The organism is Bacillus nitratireducens (assembly GCF_036320425.1).
GTDB classification, from domain to species: Bacteria; Bacillota; Bacilli; order Bacillales; family Bacillaceae_G; genus Bacillus_A; species Bacillus_A nitratireducens.
The window spans coordinates 1,046,457-1,067,725 of record NZ_JAUMJO010000001.1; the positions used below are offsets into that span (position 1 = coordinate 1,046,457).

The 21,269-nt window shown below is 37.9% G+C and carries 20 protein-coding genes and 1 pseudogene; 10 read left to right on the top strand and 11 right to left on the bottom strand.

The genetic code is table 11. The features are described from left to right. Positions 1-193: 193 nt before the first annotated feature. The 3 genes from katB to asnB form a co-directional block, all read right to left on the bottom strand. Entirely contained in the window at positions 194-1,663 is a 1,470-nt protein-coding gene (katB, locus tag Q3V31_RS05545) for a catalase KatB (RefSeq protein WP_329762693.1), read from the bottom strand. Between the two features lie 56 nt (positions 1,664-1,719). Further along, positions 1,720-2,679 carry a ferrochelatase gene (hemH, locus tag Q3V31_RS05550; RefSeq protein WP_329762694.1) on the bottom strand — a complete coding sequence of 320 codons (960 nt, stop codon included), beginning with the start codon at positions 2,677-2,679 and terminating at the stop codon, positions 1,720-1,722. A gap of 335 nt (positions 2,680-3,014) precedes the next feature. Further along, positions 3,015-4,862, bottom strand: coding sequence for an asparagine synthase (glutamine-hydrolyzing) (asnB, locus tag Q3V31_RS05555; RefSeq protein ID WP_000333965.1), 1,848 nt, complete (start codon positions 4,860-4,862; stop codon positions 3,015-3,017). 242 nt (positions 4,863-5,104) lie between these two features. Here asnB and Q3V31_RS05560 point away from each other — a divergent pair, with 242 nt between their 5' ends. Continuing rightward, complete coding sequence (locus Q3V31_RS05560) at positions 5,105-5,659, top strand: DUF2777 domain-containing protein (protein ID WP_000250680.1); 555 nt, start codon at positions 5,105-5,107, stop codon at positions 5,657-5,659. A gap of 61 nt (positions 5,660-5,720) precedes the next feature. Here Q3V31_RS05560 and Q3V31_RS05565 read toward each other — a convergent pair whose 3' ends face one another. After that, positions 5,721-6,086, bottom strand: a complete 366-nt coding sequence (locus Q3V31_RS05565; RefSeq protein WP_000233497.1) for a YisL family protein — start codon at positions 6,084-6,086, stop codon at positions 5,721-5,723. A gap of 150 nt (positions 6,087-6,236) precedes the next feature. Between Q3V31_RS05565 and rocD the strand changes: the two genes are divergently transcribed. Beyond that, the gene (gene rocD, locus Q3V31_RS05570) at positions 6,237-7,427 is read left to right on the top strand and encodes an ornithine aminotransferase (protein ID WP_000616664.1); all 1,191 of its coding nucleotides are present in this window, start codon (positions 6,237-6,239) and stop codon (positions 7,425-7,427) included. Between the two features lie 106 nt (positions 7,428-7,533). Then, positions 7,534-7,818 carry a hypothetical protein gene (locus Q3V31_RS05575; protein ID WP_000925334.1) on the top strand — a complete coding sequence of 95 codons (285 nt, stop codon included), beginning with the start codon at positions 7,534-7,536 and terminating at the stop codon, positions 7,816-7,818. Positions 7,819-7,852: 34 nt separating this feature from the next. Here the strand turns inward: Q3V31_RS05575 and Q3V31_RS05580 are convergent, their stop codons facing one another. After that, positions 7,853-8,752, bottom strand: coding sequence for a fumarylacetoacetate hydrolase family protein (locus tag Q3V31_RS05580; protein WP_001213088.1), 900 nt, complete (start codon positions 8,750-8,752; stop codon positions 7,853-7,855). 246 nt (positions 8,753-8,998) lie between these two features. On the opposite strand from Q3V31_RS05580, the gene Q3V31_RS05585 reads away from it, so the two are divergent. From Q3V31_RS05585 to gerPF, 7 genes are all read left to right on the top strand, one after another. Then, a complete protein-coding gene (locus Q3V31_RS05585; protein ID WP_000462854.1) occupies positions 8,999-9,178 on the top strand; it encodes an aspartyl-phosphate phosphatase Spo0E family protein in 180 nt (59 codons plus the stop codon). Between the two features lie 96 nt (positions 9,179-9,274). Then, positions 9,275-9,496 (top strand): spore germination protein GerPA, encoded by a 222-nt coding sequence (gene gerPA, locus Q3V31_RS05590; protein WP_001111190.1) that lies wholly within the window; start codon positions 9,275-9,277, stop codon positions 9,494-9,496. 14 nt (positions 9,497-9,510) lie between these two features. After that, positions 9,511-9,717, top strand: a complete 207-nt coding sequence (gerPB, locus tag Q3V31_RS05595; RefSeq protein WP_001012507.1) for a spore germination protein GerPB — start codon at positions 9,511-9,513, stop codon at positions 9,715-9,717. Between the two features lie 64 nt (positions 9,718-9,781). Beyond that, positions 9,782-10,396 (top strand): spore germination protein GerPC, encoded by a 615-nt coding sequence (gene gerPC / locus Q3V31_RS05600; RefSeq protein WP_001070768.1) that lies wholly within the window; start codon positions 9,782-9,784, stop codon positions 10,394-10,396. 6 nt (positions 10,397-10,402) lie between these two features. Further along, the gene (gene gerPD / locus Q3V31_RS05605) at positions 10,403-10,597 is read left to right on the top strand and encodes a spore germination protein GerPD (RefSeq protein WP_001052805.1); all 195 of its coding nucleotides are present in this window, start codon (positions 10,403-10,405) and stop codon (positions 10,595-10,597) included. Between the two features lie 14 nt (positions 10,598-10,611). Continuing rightward, on the top strand, positions 10,612-10,998 hold the full coding sequence (locus Q3V31_RS05610) for a spore germination protein GerPE (RefSeq protein ID WP_000944043.1): 387 nt from the start codon (positions 10,612-10,614) through the stop codon (positions 10,996-10,998). 42 nt (positions 10,999-11,040) lie between these two features. After that, positions 11,041-11,256 (top strand): spore germination protein GerPF, encoded by a 216-nt coding sequence (gene gerPF, locus Q3V31_RS05615; protein ID WP_001141566.1) that lies wholly within the window; start codon positions 11,041-11,043, stop codon positions 11,254-11,256. A 55-nt stretch (positions 11,257-11,311) separates the two neighbouring features. Here gerPF and Q3V31_RS05620 read toward each other — a convergent pair whose 3' ends face one another. The 6 genes and pseudogenes from Q3V31_RS05620 to Q3V31_RS05645 form a co-directional block, all read right to left on the bottom strand. Continuing rightward, on the bottom strand, positions 11,312-12,019 hold the full coding sequence (locus Q3V31_RS05620) for a DNA alkylation repair protein (RefSeq protein WP_000345251.1): 708 nt from the start codon (positions 12,017-12,019) through the stop codon (positions 11,312-11,314). A gap of 150 nt (positions 12,020-12,169) precedes the next feature. Further along, positions 12,170-12,448 (bottom strand): annotated as a pseudogene (locus Q3V31_RS05625) (RNA polymerase alpha subunit C-terminal domain-containing protein). Positions 12,449-12,471: 23 nt separating this feature from the next. Beyond that, positions 12,472-16,197: a helicase-exonuclease AddAB subunit AddA gene (addA, locus tag Q3V31_RS05630; RefSeq protein WP_329762722.1), complete on the bottom strand. Its 3,726-nt coding sequence runs from the start codon at positions 16,195-16,197 to the stop codon at positions 12,472-12,474. Beyond that, positions 16,194-19,709, bottom strand: coding sequence for a helicase-exonuclease AddAB subunit AddB (gene addB / locus Q3V31_RS05635; protein WP_329762724.1), 3,516 nt, complete (start codon positions 19,707-19,709; stop codon positions 16,194-16,196). Before addB ends, addA begins: the two co-directional genes overlap by 4 nt. A 116-nt stretch (positions 19,710-19,825) precedes the next feature. Then, positions 19,826-20,389 carry a signal peptidase I gene (gene lepB, locus Q3V31_RS05640; protein WP_000751912.1) on the bottom strand — a complete coding sequence of 188 codons (564 nt, stop codon included), beginning with the start codon at positions 20,387-20,389 and terminating at the stop codon, positions 19,826-19,828. A 208-nt stretch (positions 20,390-20,597) separates the two neighbouring features. Continuing rightward, complete coding sequence (locus tag Q3V31_RS05645; protein ID WP_000347513.1) at positions 20,598-21,191, bottom strand: TVP38/TMEM64 family protein; 594 nt, start codon at positions 21,189-21,191, stop codon at positions 20,598-20,600. Between the last annotated feature and the right edge of the window lie 78 nt (positions 21,192-21,269).

Genomic DNA, 21,269 nt, shown 5'->3' on the forward strand with positions numbered 1-21,269 from the left:
CAATCTATTCGTAGTAGATTGCATCTCTTTTATCGCACTGATTAGCATACCCCGTCCTGTATTCCCATAAATATATCGATCGTTTCTTTCAATATATCGATTTACCGATGAATTCAGATATATCTAAAATGAAAAATACCCCTGCATGATTTCACACAAAAAAGACGACCGTTTAACAGTCGTCTTTTCCTATTTACTTCGGAGCATTCCCCACATATTGCGTAATATCAACATTTAAAGACTGCGCTAAACGCATTCCGTACTCTTGATCTGCACGGAAGAAGTTACAAACAGCTAATAATTTCGTGCGCTCATTTACGTCCTTCAAGTCATTTGTTAAGTTTGCAATTAAGTTGTCTTGCTCTTCTTTAGAGAATGAACGGTAACACTCACCCGCTTGCTTGAAGTCATTTGGTTTTTCAATTTTTTCACGAGATACGTAGCCTTCTACTTTCATAGTTGAATCGCGGTAATTTGGGTCTTCAACTGGATTTTCAGCATGACGGCTCGGTTCGTAGTTGATTGTAGATGGGTTTTGATTCATTTGCATCGCACCATCACGTTGTTGGTTATGAACAGCTGCATATGGGCAGTTTACAGGAATTTGTAAGTAATTTGCACCAAGACGATAACGCTGTGTATCTGGGTAAGAGAATAAACGACCTTGTAATAATTTATCTTCAGATGGTTCAATACCATTTACAGTTGCACTTGGAGAGAACGCCACTTGTTCTACTTCCGCAAAGAAGTTTTTTGGGTTACGATTTAACGTCATCGCCCCTACTTCCATTAGCGGGAAACGATCTTCTGGCCATACTTTCGTTGGGTCTAGTGGATCAAAGTCTAAAGAATCCGTCTCATCTAATTGCATCACTTGTACGTGTAAATCCCATTTCGGGTGATTTCCTTTTTCAATTGCATCGAATAAATCACGAGTTGCATGGTTGAAGTCTTTCCCTTGCACTTCTTGCACTTCTTTTGCACTTAAGTTACGTACACTTTGTTGTGGTTTCCAGTGATATTTAATGTAGACAATTTTACCTTCTGCATTAATCCATTTAAATGAATGGACACCGAAACCTTCCATTTCGCGATAGCTTGCTGGTGTACCGTAATCAGAGAACACCCATGTCATCATATGTGTAGATTCTGGACTTAACGTCATGAAATCCCAATAACGGTCTGGCGTTTGAATATTTGTATCAGGTGCTGGTTTTAAAGAATGCACCATATCAGGGAATTTAATTGCATCACGAATGAAGAAGACCGGTAAATGGTTACCTACAATATCGTAATTTCCTTCTTCTGTATAAAATTTAACAGCGAACCCGCGTGGGTCACGAGCTGTTTCTGGAGAACCTTGACCATGAATAACCGTTGAGAAACGAACAAATACAGGCGTTTCAGTTCCTTCATTTTGTAAAAATGCTGCCTTTGTATATTGCTTCATGCTGTTTTTCGTTACGAATACACCGTGAGCACCTGCACCACGTGCATGTACAACGCGTTCTGGAATACGTTCACGATCAAAGTGAGCCAGTTTTTCTACTAAATGATAGTCTTCTAATAATACCGGTCCACGGCGACCAGCTGTACGAGAATTTTGGTTATCTCCAACCGGAGCACCTTGGTTTGTTGTTAAGCGATTATTTGGATTCTTCATGGGGGATCCTCCTCTTTCTCTCTTAATAATTATTATTTATTTAAAATTATTATAAACTAATTATTATTCAAAACTAAATCCTTGTCAACTATTTCCTTCATTTTTTTGGAAACAATTTCAGCTAAGCAATCAATAAATACAGATTGTGAATTAGGCATATTCGGTCTAAAATATGCGGCATTTAATTCATCAGTTACAACTTTACATTCATAGTCGTTGTCATATAAAACTTCTAAATGCTCTGCCACAAAGCCAACTGGACAATATACGAAAGACTCATAACCATACTCTTCATATAAATCTCTCGTTAAATCTTGCACATCTGGCCCAATCCATGGATCTGGTGTATTTCCAGCGCTTTGCCAACCCGTTGTATAATGCTTTATACCGGCTTCTGCCGCAATTAAATCCGCTGTCTGCTGTAATTGCTCTACGTAAGGGTCTCCATCAGCAATAATTTTCTCCGGTAAACTATGTGCAGAGAAAATAACAATTACCTTCTCTTTATCTACAATGTTAGCAAACGTTTCTTCAATTTGATTTGCCCAATAAGAAATAAACTTCGGTTCATCGTACCATTGCTCAATCGGTTCAATAACTGGCCCACCTATTTCTTTTGATAGGCGAATTGCACGTTCATTATACGCTTGAATGCTAAATGTAGAATAGTGCGGTGCTAATACGATACTAATCGCCCGCTCAATTCCATCTTTCTTCATCTCTTCTACTGCATCTTCAATAAACGGAGTAATATGTTTTAAACCTAAGTAACAAACAAATTCATACTCTGTATACATTTTATTCAATGAATCTGTTAATTTATGTGCCTGCTCTTTCGTTATTTTTGCAAGTGGTGAAATTCCGCCAATCGCTTTATAGCGCCCGATTAAATCTTGAAGCGCTTCTTCAGACGGCTTACGCCCGTGACGGATATGTGTATAATACGCTTCTACATCATCTAATGACTCTGGCGTTCCATACGCCATTACAAGCAAACCTATTTTCTTCTTCGTCATCTATATAACACCTCAATTTTGTCCCGCGTTAACGGGCAGTAAGACTCCCACCTCAAAATTCGGCGAGTGCAAAAAATTTAGCTGGGAGATCAACTGCCCGTAAACGCCCGATTAGTTCAACTAATAATCAGCGGGGAATGTCCCCTCACTAATTAAAGTTTCACCTTATAAATGAGAATCTTTTTCAAGAACATTTGTTTCCAATTATAACAAGCAATAATAAATACGTCAAAATAATTATTCTAAATAAGTATTATTTCTAATATGATTTTGAATTTTATATGACAATTTCTTTAATAAAATAGCGGCTCACATAAATGTAAGCCGCTTTTCTTCTATTCCTTAATATTTACCCCATATTCTTTAAACCAAACATGAATTTGGGCTAAATGGGCTAAAAGCTGAGGTCCAGTCATTAATTGACCAAACCAAGGTTTTTGAAATGCACTGCCACCAGACTCAATTAATCCACTCAGCTGCTCTTTATCGAATAGTTCGTGTAAAATTGATCCTTTATCCGTTAATAAATCTTGTAGCCATACTGTTACTGCTTTCGTATAGTATGGATTATGCGTTTTCGGATACGGACTTTTCTTTCTATACAATATATCATTTGGAAGCAATCCTTCTAACGCCTTACGCAATAGACCTTTTTCGCGGTTTTTATACATTTTCATTTCCCAAGGAATATTCCACGCATATTCGACAAGTCGGTGGTCTGCAAATGGAACGCGTACTTCTAAGCTTGCCCCCATACTCATACGGTCTTTTCTGTCTAATAATGTTGTCATAAACCAAACCATGTTCAAATAAAATAATTGTCGTCTCTTTGCTTCTAGCGGGCTTTCTCCCTCTAAAATCGGAACTTCTTGAATGGATTCTTCATAGCGTTGTTGCACATATTGTTGTAAATTTAATTTATTTCTCCATTCTTTCTTTAGAAGTTGTTCGCGCGCCTCTGTAGAGCGCATCCACGGAAATGCACTTGATTGTAAATCATCTTCTCTATAAAACCACGGATAGCCACCAAATATTTCATCTGCACATTCTCCAGATAAACCGACGACAAAATCTTGTTTTATTTCACGGCAAAACCATAATAATGAAGAATCAATATCTGCCATACCTGGCAAATCACGAACGAGCACTGCTTCTGTTAAATACTGTGCTAGTTGTTCATTTGAAATGACACAACGGTGGTGGATTGTTTGAAATGTCTCAGTCATTAAGTTAATAAATGGAGCATCTGAATTAGGCTGAAATGCATTCGCTTTAAAGTATTTTTCGTTATCTTCATAGTCAATAGAATACGTGTGCAATTGACCCTTCCCTGATCTTTCATATTCTTTTGCGGCAATTGCTGTTATTGCACTTGAATCTACACCGCCCGATAAAAATGTGCATAACGGTACGTCAGAAACGAGTTGCCTTGTAATTGCATCTTGTAATAAAAAGCGTGTTTTCTCTACTGTTTCTTCAAAGGAATCTTCATGTTTTTTACTTTCTACATTCCAATATCTCCATATACATAAACCGTTCTTTGAAAATGTCATCGCATGGCCTGGGCGCAATTCTTTAATACCAGCATAAATACCATGACCAGGCGTTCTAGATGGTCCAAGACCGAATATTTCTGATAATCCTTCTAACGTTACTTCCGCCTTCACCTCTGGATGCGCCAGTATCGCTTTTAACTCTGAACCAAATAATAATCGTCCACTATCATATTTATAAAAAAGCGGTTTTACACCTAATCGATCTCTTGCAATAAACACTTGTTCTTTCTGTTCATCCCATACTGCAAACGCATATATACCGTTTAAATGATCGACACATTCTTCTTTCCATTCGATATAAGAAGCTAATAATACTTCCGTATCAGAATGACCTTTGAATGTGTACCCTCTTCTTAACAACTCCTTCCGAATGTCTTCTGTGTTATACAGTTCACCGTTATAGCAAATGGCATAATTCGTTTCATCCTTTAAACAGGTCATAGGCTGTTTACCACCTTCAGGATCTACAACGATTAACCGTTTATGCCCAAATGCGACGTTTCCTTTTATCCAAACTTTGTTATCATCTGGACCACGTTTCGCTAGCGTTTCCGCCATTTTCATCACGACGTCCCTTTCCCCTTCTAATGAGCGCTTATAATCCACCCATCCTGTAATCCCGCACATAAGAATCATCCTTCCTAATCTAATATCTGTTTCTGAACGTGCAGTAATCCCCACCCTATGAGTGCGGATACATAAAAACAACAAACTTGACGATAACTAACTATTCATATACGGAATAGCAGTTTCACAGTGTAAAGCGTGTTTTATTGTATGCCCACCTCTCTTTAGGTGTGTCTAGTTATAAAGAACGTACGAACTGTCCATAACAAGAATAACTATTTCTATAAAAGGAGAAATGAACTATGGTACAACGCAAACATATTTTGTATAATCAGCCACGCGCTCATACAGTCGGTAATGTAGAATATATAAACAATGAATGGGTATTCTTTGATGATGAAAATGATGAAGCATTTTTATTAGAAGATATTATCCAAGATGGCTTTGAACTTTTGTATAACAACAATTGGCTACCAGCCCGTTTCTATGAACAAGATGTATTACAAATCGCCAACGAACAGCATCATTTGCAAAATGGAGAAATGATACGAATTAGAAAAAAATTACTTCTTAGCTATAATGAATGGCTTGAGGAGTTACCTGACTCTGTCTTTACATTATTAACTGAGGCATTACAATCGCTTCATTACTCTTTATATGATTGCATGTATTGTCATAATTATTTATCCTTCTTGCCGAAAGAGGAAGCATGCGAGGGAGTAAATATTCTTTTATTTGATAATGAGGAGATGATTTGTACACTGCAGCACCATTTCGTTCGTCACGCTACGTCAAATAAAAACATGTTCCGTTTTACGAAAGTAAACGGAGAAGAGTTACATATCGATGCGACATAAAGTAAAAAACCACCTTATAATCTCCCAAACATGTGAGATTATAAGGTGGTTTTATTTTTTATTAAAATACTTGCCAACCAATCGGTAATTTCAGTCCAAGGTAAAATACCGCTACTAGTGCAACAATAAATAGTCCCCAGAATGCCCCTGTTGCTTTGTTCTTGCTCATTTTCACAAGAACCATTTCCATTCCAGCGATTACTAATATACCAGCTAGCATTTTCATGCCGTACCACATGTGCATGCTACCTGTCGCCGTCTTCACAATACTCATGTACAACATGAAACCTGTCACAATAATGATAATGTACATTAGGCGAAGCCCCATATGTACACCTTTACCTTTTCTTCCTGCTGAATAAAGTGAATACGCAACGAAGAATAAAATTAATCCTAACGCCCATGCTGTAATATGCATATGTACCATCGTATCCCTGCCTCCTCTTTTTCACACTTTTTCACTCTATATGATAACATGTTCATTTATTTTCAGGAAATGTTTCGCTTTTTTACATTTAAATGCTATAATATTTAGAGTATTTACAAACTTCTTGTAATAACAAAAGGGGGAACAATCATGATTCAAACTAAGGATATTATCGAACTTACAGACACATACGGAGCAAATAACTACCATCCACTTCCAATCGTTATTTCTAAAGCAGAAGGCGTTTGGGTAGAAGATCCTGAAGGAAACCGCTATATGGACTTATTAAGTGCATATTCTGCAGTAAACCAAGGTCATCGTCATCCAAAAATCATTAACGCTTTAATTGACCAAGCTAATCGAGTTACGTTAACTTCTCGTGCTTTCCATAGCGATCAATTAGGTCCTTGGTACGAAAAAGTTGCGAAACTAACAAATAAAAATATGGTACTTCCTATGAATACAGGCGCAGAAGCTGTTGAAACTGCAATTAAAACAGCTCGTCGCTGGGCTTACGATGTGAAAAAAGTAGAGGCAAACCGTGCAGAAATCATCGTTTGTGAAGATAACTTCCACGGACGTACAATGGGTGCTGTTTCTATGTCATCAAACGAAGAGTACAAGCGTGGCTTCGGTCCGATGCTTCCTGGCATTATTGTAATTCCTTACGGTGATTTAGAAGCGTTAAAAGCTGCGATTACACCAAATACAGCTGCATTCATTTTAGAGCCGATCCAAGGTGAAGCAGGAATTAACATTCCACCAGCTGGTTTCTTAAAAGAAGCTTTTGAAGTATGTAAAAAAGAAAACGTTTTATTCGTAGCAGATGAAATCCAAACAGGCTTAGGCCGTACTGGTAAAGTATTTGCTTGCGACTGGGACAATGTAACTCCTGACATGTACATACTTGGTAAAGCACTTGGCGGCGGCGTATTCCCAATCTCTTGTGTTGCAGCAAACAGCGATATTTTAGGCGTATTCGAGCCAGGTTCTCACGGTTCTACATTCGGTGGTAACCCACTTGCATGTGCTGTTTCTATCGCAGCTCTTGAAGTATTAGAAGAAGAAAAATTAACAGAGCGTTCTCTTCAATTAGGAGAAAAATTAGTTGGGCAATTAAAAGAAATTGATAACCCAATGATTACTGATATTCGTGGTAAAGGTTTATTCATCGGTATCGAATTAAACGAGCCAGCTCGTCCTTACTGTGAACAACTAAAAGCAGCTGGTCTATTATGTAAAGAAACACACGAAAATGTAATTCGTATTGCACCACCTCTAGTAATCTCTGAAGAAGATTTAGAGTGGGCGTTCCAAAAAATTAAAGCTGTACTATCTTAATCATAGTGGGGTTGTCCTAAAATATAGGACAACCCCTTTCTTTTTTTAGTAATTTACCGTAAAATAAAATTGAATATTCCGTCTTCTTAAAAAAGGGGGTAACTGTATGCTGTTGAAATACGGTAAACATATTAACTATTTAGCTACAATTTTTATTTCTATGACATTCATCGGCTTCATATTATCTACAACTTTACTCAGTCATTATTCAACTCCTAATACATTCACACTACTTAAAACATTATTTTGGACTGCTGTTTTCCTTACAATTATCGGTTTTGGCCGTGAGAGAAGCGCACTTGCAGTTATGCTAATTGGAATTTGTACTCTAGCATTGATTGGATTGTATATTTTCGCTATTATAGATTACTCTATTAATCCGCGACCATAGGAAAGAGCTACCTTTTCACAAGATAGCTCTTTTTTCATTTCACAATATTTCTAAGCGTACCAATTCCCTCTACTGTAATAACAACTTCATCACCAGCGTGCAAAAACTTCGGCGGTGTAAAACCTTTACCAACACCAGCTGGTGTCCCTGTTGCAATGATATCTCCCGGCTCTAATGTCATGCCTTTACTTATAGTTGAAATAATTTCTTCTACTGAAAAAATCATTTCTCTCGTATTTGAAGTTTGCCTTACTTCTCCATTTACCACCGTTTCAATGTGTAATTCATTCGGCGTTCTAACCATCGATTTATGAATTAAATACGGTCCCATTGGACAAAATGTATCGAAACTTTTCCCTAGGAAAAATTGTTTATGTTTCCTTTGAATATCCCGAGCAGTTACATCATTTATAACTGTATATCCAAAAACATGGTCAAGAGCTTTTTCTATTTTTATTTGTTTCCCTCGCTTACCAATAATGATTGCTAGTTCCCCTTCATAGTCCAGTTCATTCGTTGCATGAGGGTGACCATTAATTTGCTCATCAATTCCGATCACTGTTGTTGGCGCTTTTGTAAAGATCATTATATTTTCAGGGATAGACTCTACTCCGCCCATTTCCACCGCATGCTCACGATAGTTCTTTCCGACACAAAGAATATTTTTTCTCGGCCTTGGAATCGGTGCTAATATTTTCACTTCTGCTAACGGATAATACGCCGCTTCCGCATTTTCCTTCGCCCAATTTACAATATCGTACACCTTCTCAAGGCATTCACTTCCTCTTTCAATACACTCTAACATAGTAATCGGGATCGTAACCTTTTCCCCTTTTTGTCTTTGCGCTTCTCTTAAATGTAAGACTCTATCTTCCTCTTCAACCACAATACCTACAAATACCTTTTCTTCTTTCTTAGCCGTTACAAAACGCAATATTTCCACTCTCCATCCTAAAACTCATACCCTTTAATTGTATTCGCATCCTTAAGAAAAAAACCTTCTTATACACGCCAATTTTTACAATATTCACCCATAATTATATTTGTTCCTCATCCGTTATTTGACATAAAATGTAGAAATTATACTTTTTTTAGCGAAGACGTTTCTTTTTTATGGGATTTTTGTATAATATGTACTACATATATACATAAAATTTATGGAGAGATGGAGCCGATTTCAATGTTTGAGCAAGCTATCGAAAAAAAACGCGAAAAAATGATCTATTTTGCTGAACGCTACGGAATGACTTCTCAAAAAACAGTGGATTGTAGCCAAGAACTGGACAGGCTCTTAAATGTTGTTTGGCATATACACACAGATTGCACACACACTCAAATGTTCGAAACACATACGCAATAACGTATGTGTTTCTTTTATTTCAAAAAAATACACATTTTATTGAAAACGCCCATACAATAGTAGAAAAGAAAATTTTAAAAACGAAAGGTGTTTTGTATGCCAGCTATGGTCGGACATATTCGTATCGTTAATATTGGATCAAGTGGTATTTTTCATATTGGAGATGTATTTGCGATTAGGCCTATTAGTTATTCACGCGCTTTTGCTGGGGCCGGCTCCTTTAATGTTGGGGATAACGTCTCTGTCTACAATTATCAAAGTTCAACGACTGTCAATGATTCAGATGTAATCGATCAAGCAATAATTGGTTCGAACTAAAGGAGGCGATTGCTTTGAATTTTTATGTGAACCAAAGTATCATCATTAACAGCATTAAAATCGATAGCATTACGACCTCTTCCGTTTTTCAAATTGGAACTGCAGGTAGTATTAAGGCTCTTTCTAAATTCTCAAATACTGGCGGATTTACAGAACCTCTTCGCCCTTTACATGCGAAAGGACAAATTATTTCCATTAAGCCTTCAACTAGTTCTTCTTAGACCAGCATTATCATAAATATATAGCAGTAATATACCCTCCCTATTGAAAAGGAGGTTTCACAAAATGAATCAAGATATATATACTTATCTAAACCAACTTCAGCAAGCTCTTCAAATACAGCAGCAAACTATTCTAAATCTTGAAGAACAAGTTCGCCTACTACAAGAAGAGCTTAATGAGTTAAAAAGTCGTCCCTCCTCTTCTATAGGAAAAGTGGAATATAAATTCGATCAATTAAAAGTAGAAAATTTAAACGGTACTTTAAATATTGGCTTGAATCCATTTTCAACAAAAGGACAACAAATTGAAGATTTTCAAGTGGATACAGAAACATTAAAAGTAAATCCTGAAACAGAAACAAATCCAGACTTTTATCAAGGTATCCTTCAAGAAATGCATCGCTATTTAGATGAAGAAGCATATAGTCGAATTCTCCATTTTGAACAAGAAGAGAGAACGCCGCTTGATGAGATGTATCGACAAATGATGGTGGATGACATAAAAAAACAGATGGAACATAGACTTCCGTACTATTTATCACAAGTTCAATCGTATGAGGGTATTTCCACAGATCCCGATTATTTACGAGACATCATTATTCAAGCGATGAAACAAGATATTGACAAGGCGTTCCTTTCCTTTATTCAACACATACCGGGCAATTTCCGAAAGGAGTGAGTATGTATGAATTTAAATGTTGTAAACCGCGAGTTAAAAGTAGGCCAGATTAAAATGAACGGGGTTTCTTCTTCTGCATTATTTTTAATTGGAGATGCAAACCTTCTCATCCTTTCTTCTATTCTTGATACGCCATTCGAATCCGTTACAGAGGGACCATTTGTACCATTAGTAACAGATGTCCCTCCGACTCCAGGTTGAGGAGAGGAAAAATTATGCTCCGTCATACTTCAATTGTACAAAATGTTTCTATCATTTCTATGGGGGTTGCAGCTGTCTTCCAGGCCGGGGATGCTAATCAAATAGAATTAAAAAATAGAGCGCTTATCGTTCATCGAGAAATCCCTTGTTATATAAAAGGTGAAGGTCGTTTTAATGCGTTTGAAATCTTTACAGATGAACACATTACAATTCCAAAGCGAACAACAGATGTAAAAATGAATATTGTAAATGAGTGCCCTTTCATTGAAGTAAATGATGTTCACTTGCGAACAATTTTAAATTCCGCGTGCTTCCAAATTGGCAATGTTGACTATGTTTTTAATAATTCTCGTACGCTACAAATCCGCCAATTTATTACTGATGAACCTTCCTCTAAATAATTCATATAGTAATTAAAAAGCTTAGTAAAGTAGGTGGATGGTATGCCCTCGGTTGTAGGAAATCTCGTCGTTCAAAACAGTAACGGTTCTTTCAACTTAGGAGATTTTTATAACGTGTCTCCGAAAGAAAATACGAAAGCTTATAACGGGTCTGGAGCTTCCAATGTCGGATTTGTCGTCAACACTTTTAACGGCGTTAGTGCAACAAATACATTCGATTCGGACGTTGCAGACCAAGATCAAATTGGAACAGCGTAAAAAAGAAACAGCTTTAGCTCTATTTTGTGTAGAGCTAGGGCTGTTTCTTCTATTTTTAGCATCTTACATATTTACGTTTGAATCCGAGTCTTCCTCTATCAAGTTCTTTATGAATACTTTCGTAAGCATTTAGAAAGCTGCTTTTCTTGTTGTCCCGTTTTAGCTCCACTATGCCTACTTCCTTTGCCGTTTCAACTGCCTTTTCATGTAGCGGCACATATGAAATCCCCACGGTGTTTAGAAAATTATTCATAGCGGATTTCGTACGTTCTGGCGCATCGTGAATTGTATTTTTCACAACTTCTAGCATATTGGCAATCTTACTTTCGGAAAATTCATGGTCTTTTCGATTCCCTAAAAGCCAGCAGTAGCAACTCCAACCCGCTGACATTCTTAGTTCGTCACCACTTGCAATCCATTTATCAGCCACGTCTTGTGCAAACTCTGACTCTGATAAAGTTACTGCCACCACATAATCGGATAGCATATAAAAGTACGCCCCATCCATCCAACGATCAAAATCCGATTCGTTCATAGTTTTTGGATCTGCAATAATGCCTGCAAAGTACATCGCATCATAGTTACCTGTAGCATAAAGCTCTTCAGCTAAACTTTGATTGATTTTTATTTTCTTCGCAATTGGTTTCATAGCACCTGTTGCTACACCAAAAAGTGGCTCCTTTGCACCATTGGATATGTATATTTTTTTAGTCCGCTCCTTGCCGAGAGTTTCAAGCTCTTGCATTACTGTTTCGAAATCCATAGTATTGCACTTCCTTTCTTACTATTATAATCAATTCACTTATATTCTTTATCAAGTTCTCTACACTTCATAAATTCATCTGTTAAAGCGTTTTGTCCATCGATTTAAGATTTTCAAAATGAGATTTCGTTATATGAGTTTAGTTTTTCTTTATTTAAATGATAATCCCTTATCTGCTAAAGCCGCTCTCAATTTAGGTAAAGATGCTGGCCCTATACCGTGCAGTTTCAAAATTTATTTTTCACTATACTTTGAAAGTTCTGCTTCAGTCGTTATTCCATGGTGCTCTAACGCTCGCCTTGCTGGTGCTGAAAGCAGAGAAAGAAAGCCTTCTTTTGGCTTTCTCTCTTTCTCACAGGTTGGGCAAGTTGGACAATCGCTACTTTTGTAGTACTCGTGTCCTTGATCACAGGTTCTTAACGTCGCCATAATCCATAACCCCTCTCTAAGCTCTATTCCTCAATATTTACAACATGATTCCCATCAAAGAAGTATAAACACTTCTCTTTCACAGGATGTTTTAAGCTTTTCTCTAGTGCTTTTGCATATAGTGAAAGCTGTACTTTGTATCGGTCTTCTAAAGTTGGTTTCGCTTGATCAAATCCGCCTGGAAACTTTCCTTCAATCGTATCTGTTTTAAAGTCGATTAAAGTAATTCCGTTTTCCTCTTCGATCATACAGTCGATAACCCCTTGGACAAGTATTGATTCGCCTTTCTTCCCTTGCCAATCTTGGTACGCTTCTTCTGCTGAAAGCATCATCGTAAATGGTACTTCGCGCTCAACACTTTTTGCTGCTAATACCCTTTTACCTAAGTCACTGTCAAAGAATGAAATTACCTTTTCAATCGCTATTTCTTCAGCTTGTTCAAATGTTAATAGTTCTTTATTTACCATTCTTGCAATTTGTTCTTGAAGAACTTCAATCGTAATTGGTTTCTTCAAATCTACATGCTGCATAACGGCATGGACTGCTGTCCCTCGCTCTGCGTACGTTAATCCTTTTTTCTCCATAAAGCGCGGACGTGTTTTAATTGGTGCACGAAGTTTTTTAATAAAGGCATTATCGCTACCTTCTTCAGATTGATAATTTCTCTTTATTTCTGTAACAGATTGTTTCGCACGGTGCGATGTTGCGTCCTCATGCCCGTATTCCCACATTAATCTATCGTACACTTCTTCTTTCCGTTCACTTTCTAATGGAACAGCCTTTTTCTCACGAAGCGCTTCTAACAATTCTTTTTTCTCTTCTTGAACTGGTTCTGGTGCAAGCAAATCTTTTCCGTCAACAACTTCTACTTTCCAGCTAGTGTCATACTCATAAATGTCGACTGGAATATTTCCTTGTCCTAATTCAAGAAGCATTTCACTATCACGATGTCTATATAATGAAGGTGCAATCCAGTCTAAATAGCAAGACGCTCCGGCACGTATATGGTCTGGTAATAACCATTCACCATGCTCTCTTGCATCGAGCCATTTTTCCATTTCCTTATTTGCATCTTTAACTGTTCCGATTAAAATTAACTTCTCTTTTGCACGCGTTAACGCTACGTATAGTACGCGCATTTCTTCCGCAATTAATTCCATCTTCATTTTACGCTTAATCGCTAGTTGTGATAATGTCGTATATTTAATTCGTTTACGAGGATCGATAAATTGTGAACCGAAACCGAAATCTTTATGAAGTAAAAAACGCTTCATTAAATCTTGTGTATTAAAACGGCGACCAAGTCCAGCTACAAATACGACTGGGAACTCTAGCCCTTTACTTTTATGAATCGTCATAATGCGAACAACGTCTTCTTGTTCACCGAGAGCTCTCGCCGTTCCCATATCATCTCCGCGTTCTAAAATACGCTCAATAAAACGTAAGAAGCGGAATAATCCTCTAAACGATGTTGCTTCATATTGTCTTGCGCGGTCATATAGTACGCGTAAGTTTGCCTGCCTTTGCTTTCCGGCTGGTAAACCGCCGACAAAGTCGTAATAGCCTGTCTCACCGTACACTTTCCAAATTAAATCGGAAAGGGATTGTTGTCGCGCAAATTCACGCCACCCTTGCAGTAAGTTATAAAACCACTCTAATTTATCATGCAGTTCTTGTTCTTCTTCAAGCGGTGCTCCTTTTAAGAATGAACTCATCACTTCATAAAATGAACCTTTCTTTCCATGAGCACGAAGCGTTGCAAGTTCTTCGTCGTTTAGTCCAACGATCGGTGAACGAAGTACAGCTGCAAGCGGAATATCTTGCATCGGATTATCAATAACACGGAATACGTTCATCATAATATTTACTTCTGTCGCTTCAAAGTAACCAGTCGCAAGGTCAGCATATACCGGAATTCCTTGTAATTTTAACTCTTCCATAATTTGCGGCGCCCACGGCATGGAGCGAAGTAAAATAACGAAATCACGGTATTGTACTTGGCGCATACTATCAGTTTTACGATCATACACTTCATAACCTGAATCGACCATTGCTTTAATACGCTGCGCCATAAGACGAGCTTCAAGCTGTGCTTTTTCTACTTCGGCACCTTCTTCTCCGTCTTGCACTTCTTCTTCTGTTTGCTGAATACATAATAGCTCTGCCGCTACATCTTCACCTTCTGGATAGCTAGCACCTAGCTTTAATTCAGCGTCAGCATCATAATCAATTTCTCCGACTTCTTCGCCCATAATTTGTTTGAAGATAAAGTTCGTACCAGCCAGTACTTCATGACGGCTACGGAAGTTTTTCGCTAAGTCAATCTTCATTCCGCCGCCCGATCCTTCTTGTGTGAATCGTTTGTATTTCCCTAAAAACAGTCCTGGTTCTGCTAGTCGGAAACGATAAATTGACTGTTTCACGTCACCTACCATGAACAAGTTACCTTCACTCTCAGAATCTTTCGTTACGAATTTAATAATTGATTCCTGTACGAAGTTCGTATCTTGATATTCGTCGACTAGTACTTCAGCAAATTTATTACGATATTGAAGTGCTACTGCTGATGGCTTCATTTCACCGTCTTCACTTTGCTCACTTAAAATTTGCAAACAGAAATGCTCTAAATCTGTGAAATCGACCATTCCTTTATCTCGCTTAATCGCTTGGAAACGCTCTGTAAATACTTTTACAAGCTTCACGAGTTTTTCTAATACAGGATGCATATCTTGAAAATCTCGTAAGAAACTTTCAGGTCTGCGGCTAAATAGCTCTTCTTGTAATTTCTTCACTTCATCTTTCGCTTTATTACGAAGAGAATCTACTTGTTTTACAACATCTTCGTTGTAATCACTTTTCTTAATACGCTTTAGCGTTTGCCACGATACGTTTTGCATCGCTTCATACACACTTGTCCACGACTCACAAGCAGCCGATGACAACGTTCCAAGTAAAACTGCATCTGCTTGCAGGGTTTCAACGCGGGGCGCCGGACCGTCAGGAAGCATTGCGAGTTCAGTCGCTTTACGAATATGCTCTTCCGCTGTTTCCAGCTGGAATTTCACATCTTCTAATAAGTAAGAAGCGTACACTAAATCTTCAATCGTCTTTCCTTCAACATCGTATGCTTCTACTAATTTATCAAGCCATTTTTCCGGGTTTGGATGTGCTCTTGATTCTGTATGAAGCGCTAAAATCATTCGTTGTAAGTCATCGTCACTACGGTCACTCGTATAACGATCAACTAATTCAAAGAAAATACTATTATCTTCGATTCCATACTCTTCTTCTAATATGTCATCTAGCACTTCTTCTTTTAACAATTCATTTTCTGTTTGGTTCGCAATACGGAAACGAGGATCGACATCAAGCATGTAGTAGTATCCTCTAATCACTTGTAAACAAAATGAATGAATGGTAGAAATGGAAGCTTTATTTAATAAGCTAAGCTGCTTTCTTATATGCTGCGATCCTGGTCCATCAATTAATACTTTTTCTAACGCTTCCCCAATTCTGTTTTTCATCTCTTGCGCTGCTGCATTCGTAAATGTTACAACGAGCAGGCGGTCGACATCGACTGGATTTTCCTCACTTATAATCTTTTTAATAATCCGTTCAACTAATACTGCTGTTTTCCCTGATCCAGCTGCTGCTGCGACTAAAATATCACGTCCGTTCGCTACAACTGCTTTCCACTGGTCATCTGTCCATTGACTACCTTCTGGTTTTTTAGGCCAATTTTCTATCATTCTCCGCCAACCTCCTCTCTAATTTTCTCCATTGCTTCGCTATCTTTCATATCTTTTAACGTACGGAATTGATTATCTTCAAGTGATTCATCAAACTGACAAACAGATTTAAAGTTACAGAACGTACAAGCCGCTTTATTCCCCTTTTTGTAAGGAGCAATATCGATAACACCTTCTGTGATGTCTTTTCCGATATTTTCAAACGAGTGGTGTACATATTTTTGAAGTACGTTAAATTCTTGTTCACTTGCAATGCTAGAACGCGCACTAAAACTACCATCTTTTTTCAGACCAGCAGAAATAATATCAGAGCTTCCTGTTGAAAGTTTATTATCCATTAAACGAACAACGTCAGCATCTCCTAGTACGAGCCCTTTCATTTTAAATTTCTTTAAAATTTCTTTCTCAATTTCTTCTTCAGATGCATCGCCTTTCATCTCAACAATCGGGTTATGAATATGGAAATACAATACACCCGCCGGTGATGCAGTGCCACCCTTTTTCATCCACGTATGTGCATTTGAAGTAACAACATCTAAATACGTTAACATTTGAAGCGCTAGTCCGTAATACACTTCTGTTAAATCTAACGCTTTCGAACTTGATTTATAGTCAATAATACGAAGGAACGTACCACTCTCATCTTCCGCCTTATCAACACGGTCAATACGGCCCACTACTTCCATCTTCACACCATTTGGCAACGCAAATTCCATTGGCGGAAGCGATCCAGTCCCGCCCATACCGAACGGTACCTCTAAATCAACTGGTACAAAACCACTAGACTTCGCATGTTCACGAAGAATAAGTGATGTACGGAAAATGATTTGTTGTAGTTTTTGTTTTAAATAGAAATGACGGTTTGAACTTAATAAAATTTGTCTTTGTAATAATGGTGCAATTTCTTCTATTACTAAAGTAGAAAGATGCTCACACTCTTTTATTGATAAATCTGCCCAAGTACGGTTTTCACGTAATAGCCTGTCTGCAATTCTTTTCAGCGCTGCATGGAATAGTTCACCGATATCTGGCGCATCAAGTTTGAAAATATCACGCTCTCTTAGCGATAAACCGTGCTGCGCGAAATGAGCGTACGCACAACGGTTAAATAATTCCATACGAGAAACGCTTCCCTTAATTGTATCTCCATATAAATCCCTACTTACAGCTGTACTTAATTTCTGTGCACGATTTCGGTAGAATAAACTTGATAACACGCGGCTACTTTTTTGCTTCCATTCATCGGAAGTAACGTAGAAATTATATACATCCCACCAAAAGTCTAAATTACCTTCAAATCCGTATCGCTTCCATGTTTGCAGCTGCTGCATGACATAAGACAATGTCACTTCTGGCGTTGCTACGTATGAAATTTGTTCCGAACGTGATAAGTCATTTACGTCATTTGTAATAAATGATTCTTTTACATCAGGGAACATTCTTTTTATTTTCTTAATAAAGCTAGACGCAAGTAATGTCTTCCCTTCCTCATCTGCAAGCGGACAAGAAATGTATAACTTCTCAGATGCTCTCGTCACCATTTGATACATAACGAACTGTTCTTCTAATAAAGTTTGTCTCGTCGTTGGTGCTAATTCGATACCTGCAGCGGTGAGAACATTTCTTTCTTCATCAGAAAGCATACCTTCATCCATAGGCGCTGCTGGAATCACACCTTCGTTTACTCCAATAATGAACGTCGCTTTAATATTTGATAATCTAGAATGATCAATATTAGCAACTAACACTTGATCTAGTGACGGCGGAATGTTCGCAAATTGAAGTGCCTCAAGACCTGTCGACATAACCTCCGTGAACATAGATAGTGACATTTTCTCCTCACCAAGCATCTCAACGAACGTATCAAGAAGATTCATCACTTCTTCCCATACTTGCTCATGGTCTGTCGCAAATAAGAAATCTCCATTTTCTTCTGCCCGAACACGTAATTCTTCTAGTTTTTTCGGAACGTCAAGCTCCTCTAAAAATAAATATACCGCTTCGCACATTTGCATAACTGTTCCAGCACGCTTCAGTCTTTTTTGCATACGAATAACTGGCGTTCTTACAACGTCGCGAAGTCGATTTATTTTCTCTTCCATTTCACGCTCACTGTCTGTTATCATTTCGCTCGCATCATCAAGAGAACGATAACGACGATACATCCACGGATCTTCAGAAGTCCATCTCTTCCCTTGTACACCATACGCTAAACAGTAGTTTTCAAACTCATCCATCTCTTCGCGCATCTCTTCTTTTCTTACGTCTAATGGATATAAAAGCTCTGTTTTCACGCAGCGGAACACTGCATCATAACGCCAATTCCCACTAATAATTTCTAATGCAGAACGAATGCATTCTACTAACGGATGATGTGACATTGGGCGTTTTTCATCGATGAAATGCGGGATATTATAATCCGTAAATAACGTTCGCATTACATCGTAATAACTTTCTCCGTTACGAAGAAGGACTGCGATATCTCGGTAACGATAGTCTTCATCCGCCACAAGTCTTCTAATTTCACGAGCTACACCTTCTACTTCAGCTCGTAAATTAGCTGCTGTACTGATTGTCACACTCGCTTCACCATGAAATTTTTCATTTGGACGTGCTTCGTAGTACGTTTCTAAATGTGCTAATGCTTGCGAATGAAAACGCGGCTGTTCCATCAGCGGAATTGTTTTTTCAATTTCTATTTTCTCTTCACGCGCTACTTGTTTTATTCGTTCATACGTTAACGTCGTTTCATAAAATAAATCTAGTTCATTCACTGGCTGCGCTAACGTTTTTTCATCTATCGTTAATGTTATTGTTACTCTAGTTCCTAATTTCATTAACCCTCTAACAATTTCTAGCTCTTGAGGGGAAAACGAATGGAATCCATCTATATAAATTTCCGCGCCTTTTACATACTCAGAGTCTGAAAGCTTCTCAATTAATAATTGTAAGTAGTCTTCTGAATCTAAATATTTTCCGATTAAAGCACGTTCGAAATCATCATATAATAACTGTAAATCATACACTTTATTCGCTAGCAGCTTTTGCTCTGCACTACTACTATGCGCATCTAATTGTTGCCACATTTCATATACGTTAGATGGCGTCACATTATAACGTTTAAACTCCGCAATCATACTACCAAGATGTTCAAAGAAACCGTTTTGCTCCGCTGCTTTTTGAAACACCGATAATCCATCTTTACGAGATTCTACAATTTTACGAAGTAACATATGTACACCGGCTTCATCAATATGAAGACGACTCGCTCCGCCAACTTCTTGCAGCACCTTCCACGCTAACCGTGAAAAACTAAAAACTTGTGCCCGAATAGAACCTCTAACATCCTCACTACCAATTAACGCCTGCTGCGTTTGGAATGTCATCTGTTCTGGCACAAGATATAATATTGTTTTCCCTCTTGGGCGCTGCTTTAACTCTTCTTGCACTTCGTGTAAACAAAGTGTACTTTTTCCACTTCCAGCTCTACCAATCACAAATCGAAGTGACATGTAACCCCACCTTTCACTTACATAACGAACGTTAGTTTGCTACCATAATTGTATTATAGGACACGAAAAAAGACAAACTGAGCTGTTTGTCTTTTCCTATACTTCACTTTATTATATCAACCTTTTGAAAAATTCGTTTGCACCTCTCGAATCGGCCAATATCGTAAATCAACTTTACCGACAACTGTATCAGCTTTCACAAAACCGAAGTGCCTACTATCCCAGCTACCGAGGCGGTTGTCGCCAACTACAAAAATAGAACCAGGTGGTACAAACTTTTCTTTCGTTAATTCTTCTAATTTAAAATCACCTGTTAATTGCCTTCCATTTATCTCTTTCTTATACGCCTCTAAATAAGGTTCCTCCACGAATTGTCCGTTTATATATAGTTTATCATGCTTATATTCGATATGATCCCCAGGTAAACCGATAATTCGCTTTACATAGTCCTCTTTTTTATTCGCATGAAAAACGACGACATCAAATCGATTCAAGTCCCCTACTTGATAACTCACCTTATTCACAACGAGCATATTGCCATCTTGCAATGTCGGCATCATTGACTTCCCCTCTACAACGTACGTTGAAAAGAAAAACGTTCGAAAAAATATAGCTAATAGTACACCAATTAAAATTGTTCTTATCCACTCTAGCCCTTCTTTTTTCAAAGTTTTCTTCATTCGCTTCTCCCCTCACCCTTTAATAATGAAGCTTGTATTTATAAAGTGAAACTTAATCGGTGGGGGTTTTGTTCATCCCCCACCGATTATTAGTTGAACCAATCGGGCATTTACGGGCAGTTTGATCTCCCACCTAACTTCTTTACTTCAGTCGAATTTTTTGGTGGGAGTTTTACTGCCCGTTAATGCGGGACAAAGAAGACTTTTCCTAATGTAGTTCTAACTTTACTTCAATTTTTTTACCTACATACCATAAAATAAAAATAACAACGCCCACAATAACTGATTTCAACGGCTTATGAATAAACGACATTAAATCATGACCGATATACGTTAAAATAAAGATCATAACAAGCTTTCCGAATGCTAATGCTAGTCCAAACTGTTTTACGCTAACGCGAGACAAACCAGCTACAACGTTTATAAGCGCAGATGGTGTGAACGGAAAACAAAATATAACAAAGATTGGCGCGAATCCTTTTCTTTCAATCCATCCCATCGCTTTTCGCACTCTCTCATGCTTATTTACAAAAGAAAAGAAACGACTTCTTCCAAAGCTACGAATGATGAAAAATACAAGCATTGCACCAATTACTGATCCAAGCCACGAATAAAGAAAACCGAACCAAAAACCAAATGCAACAGCATTCGCCAGTACAAACACAATGAGAGGCAATGCTGGAATAAGCGCCTCTATCATCGGTAAACCAATCCCAAGAAGCGGCCCGAATGCTTTATAACTTTCAACAATGTGATCCATATTTTCTGGTGAAAAATATTCTTTGATTGTCTGAAAATCCATTCTACACTTTACCCCTTTACTCTAATTACTACCCCTACTGTATCATTGCTTATATGAAAGAGGAAATGGTAGATATGA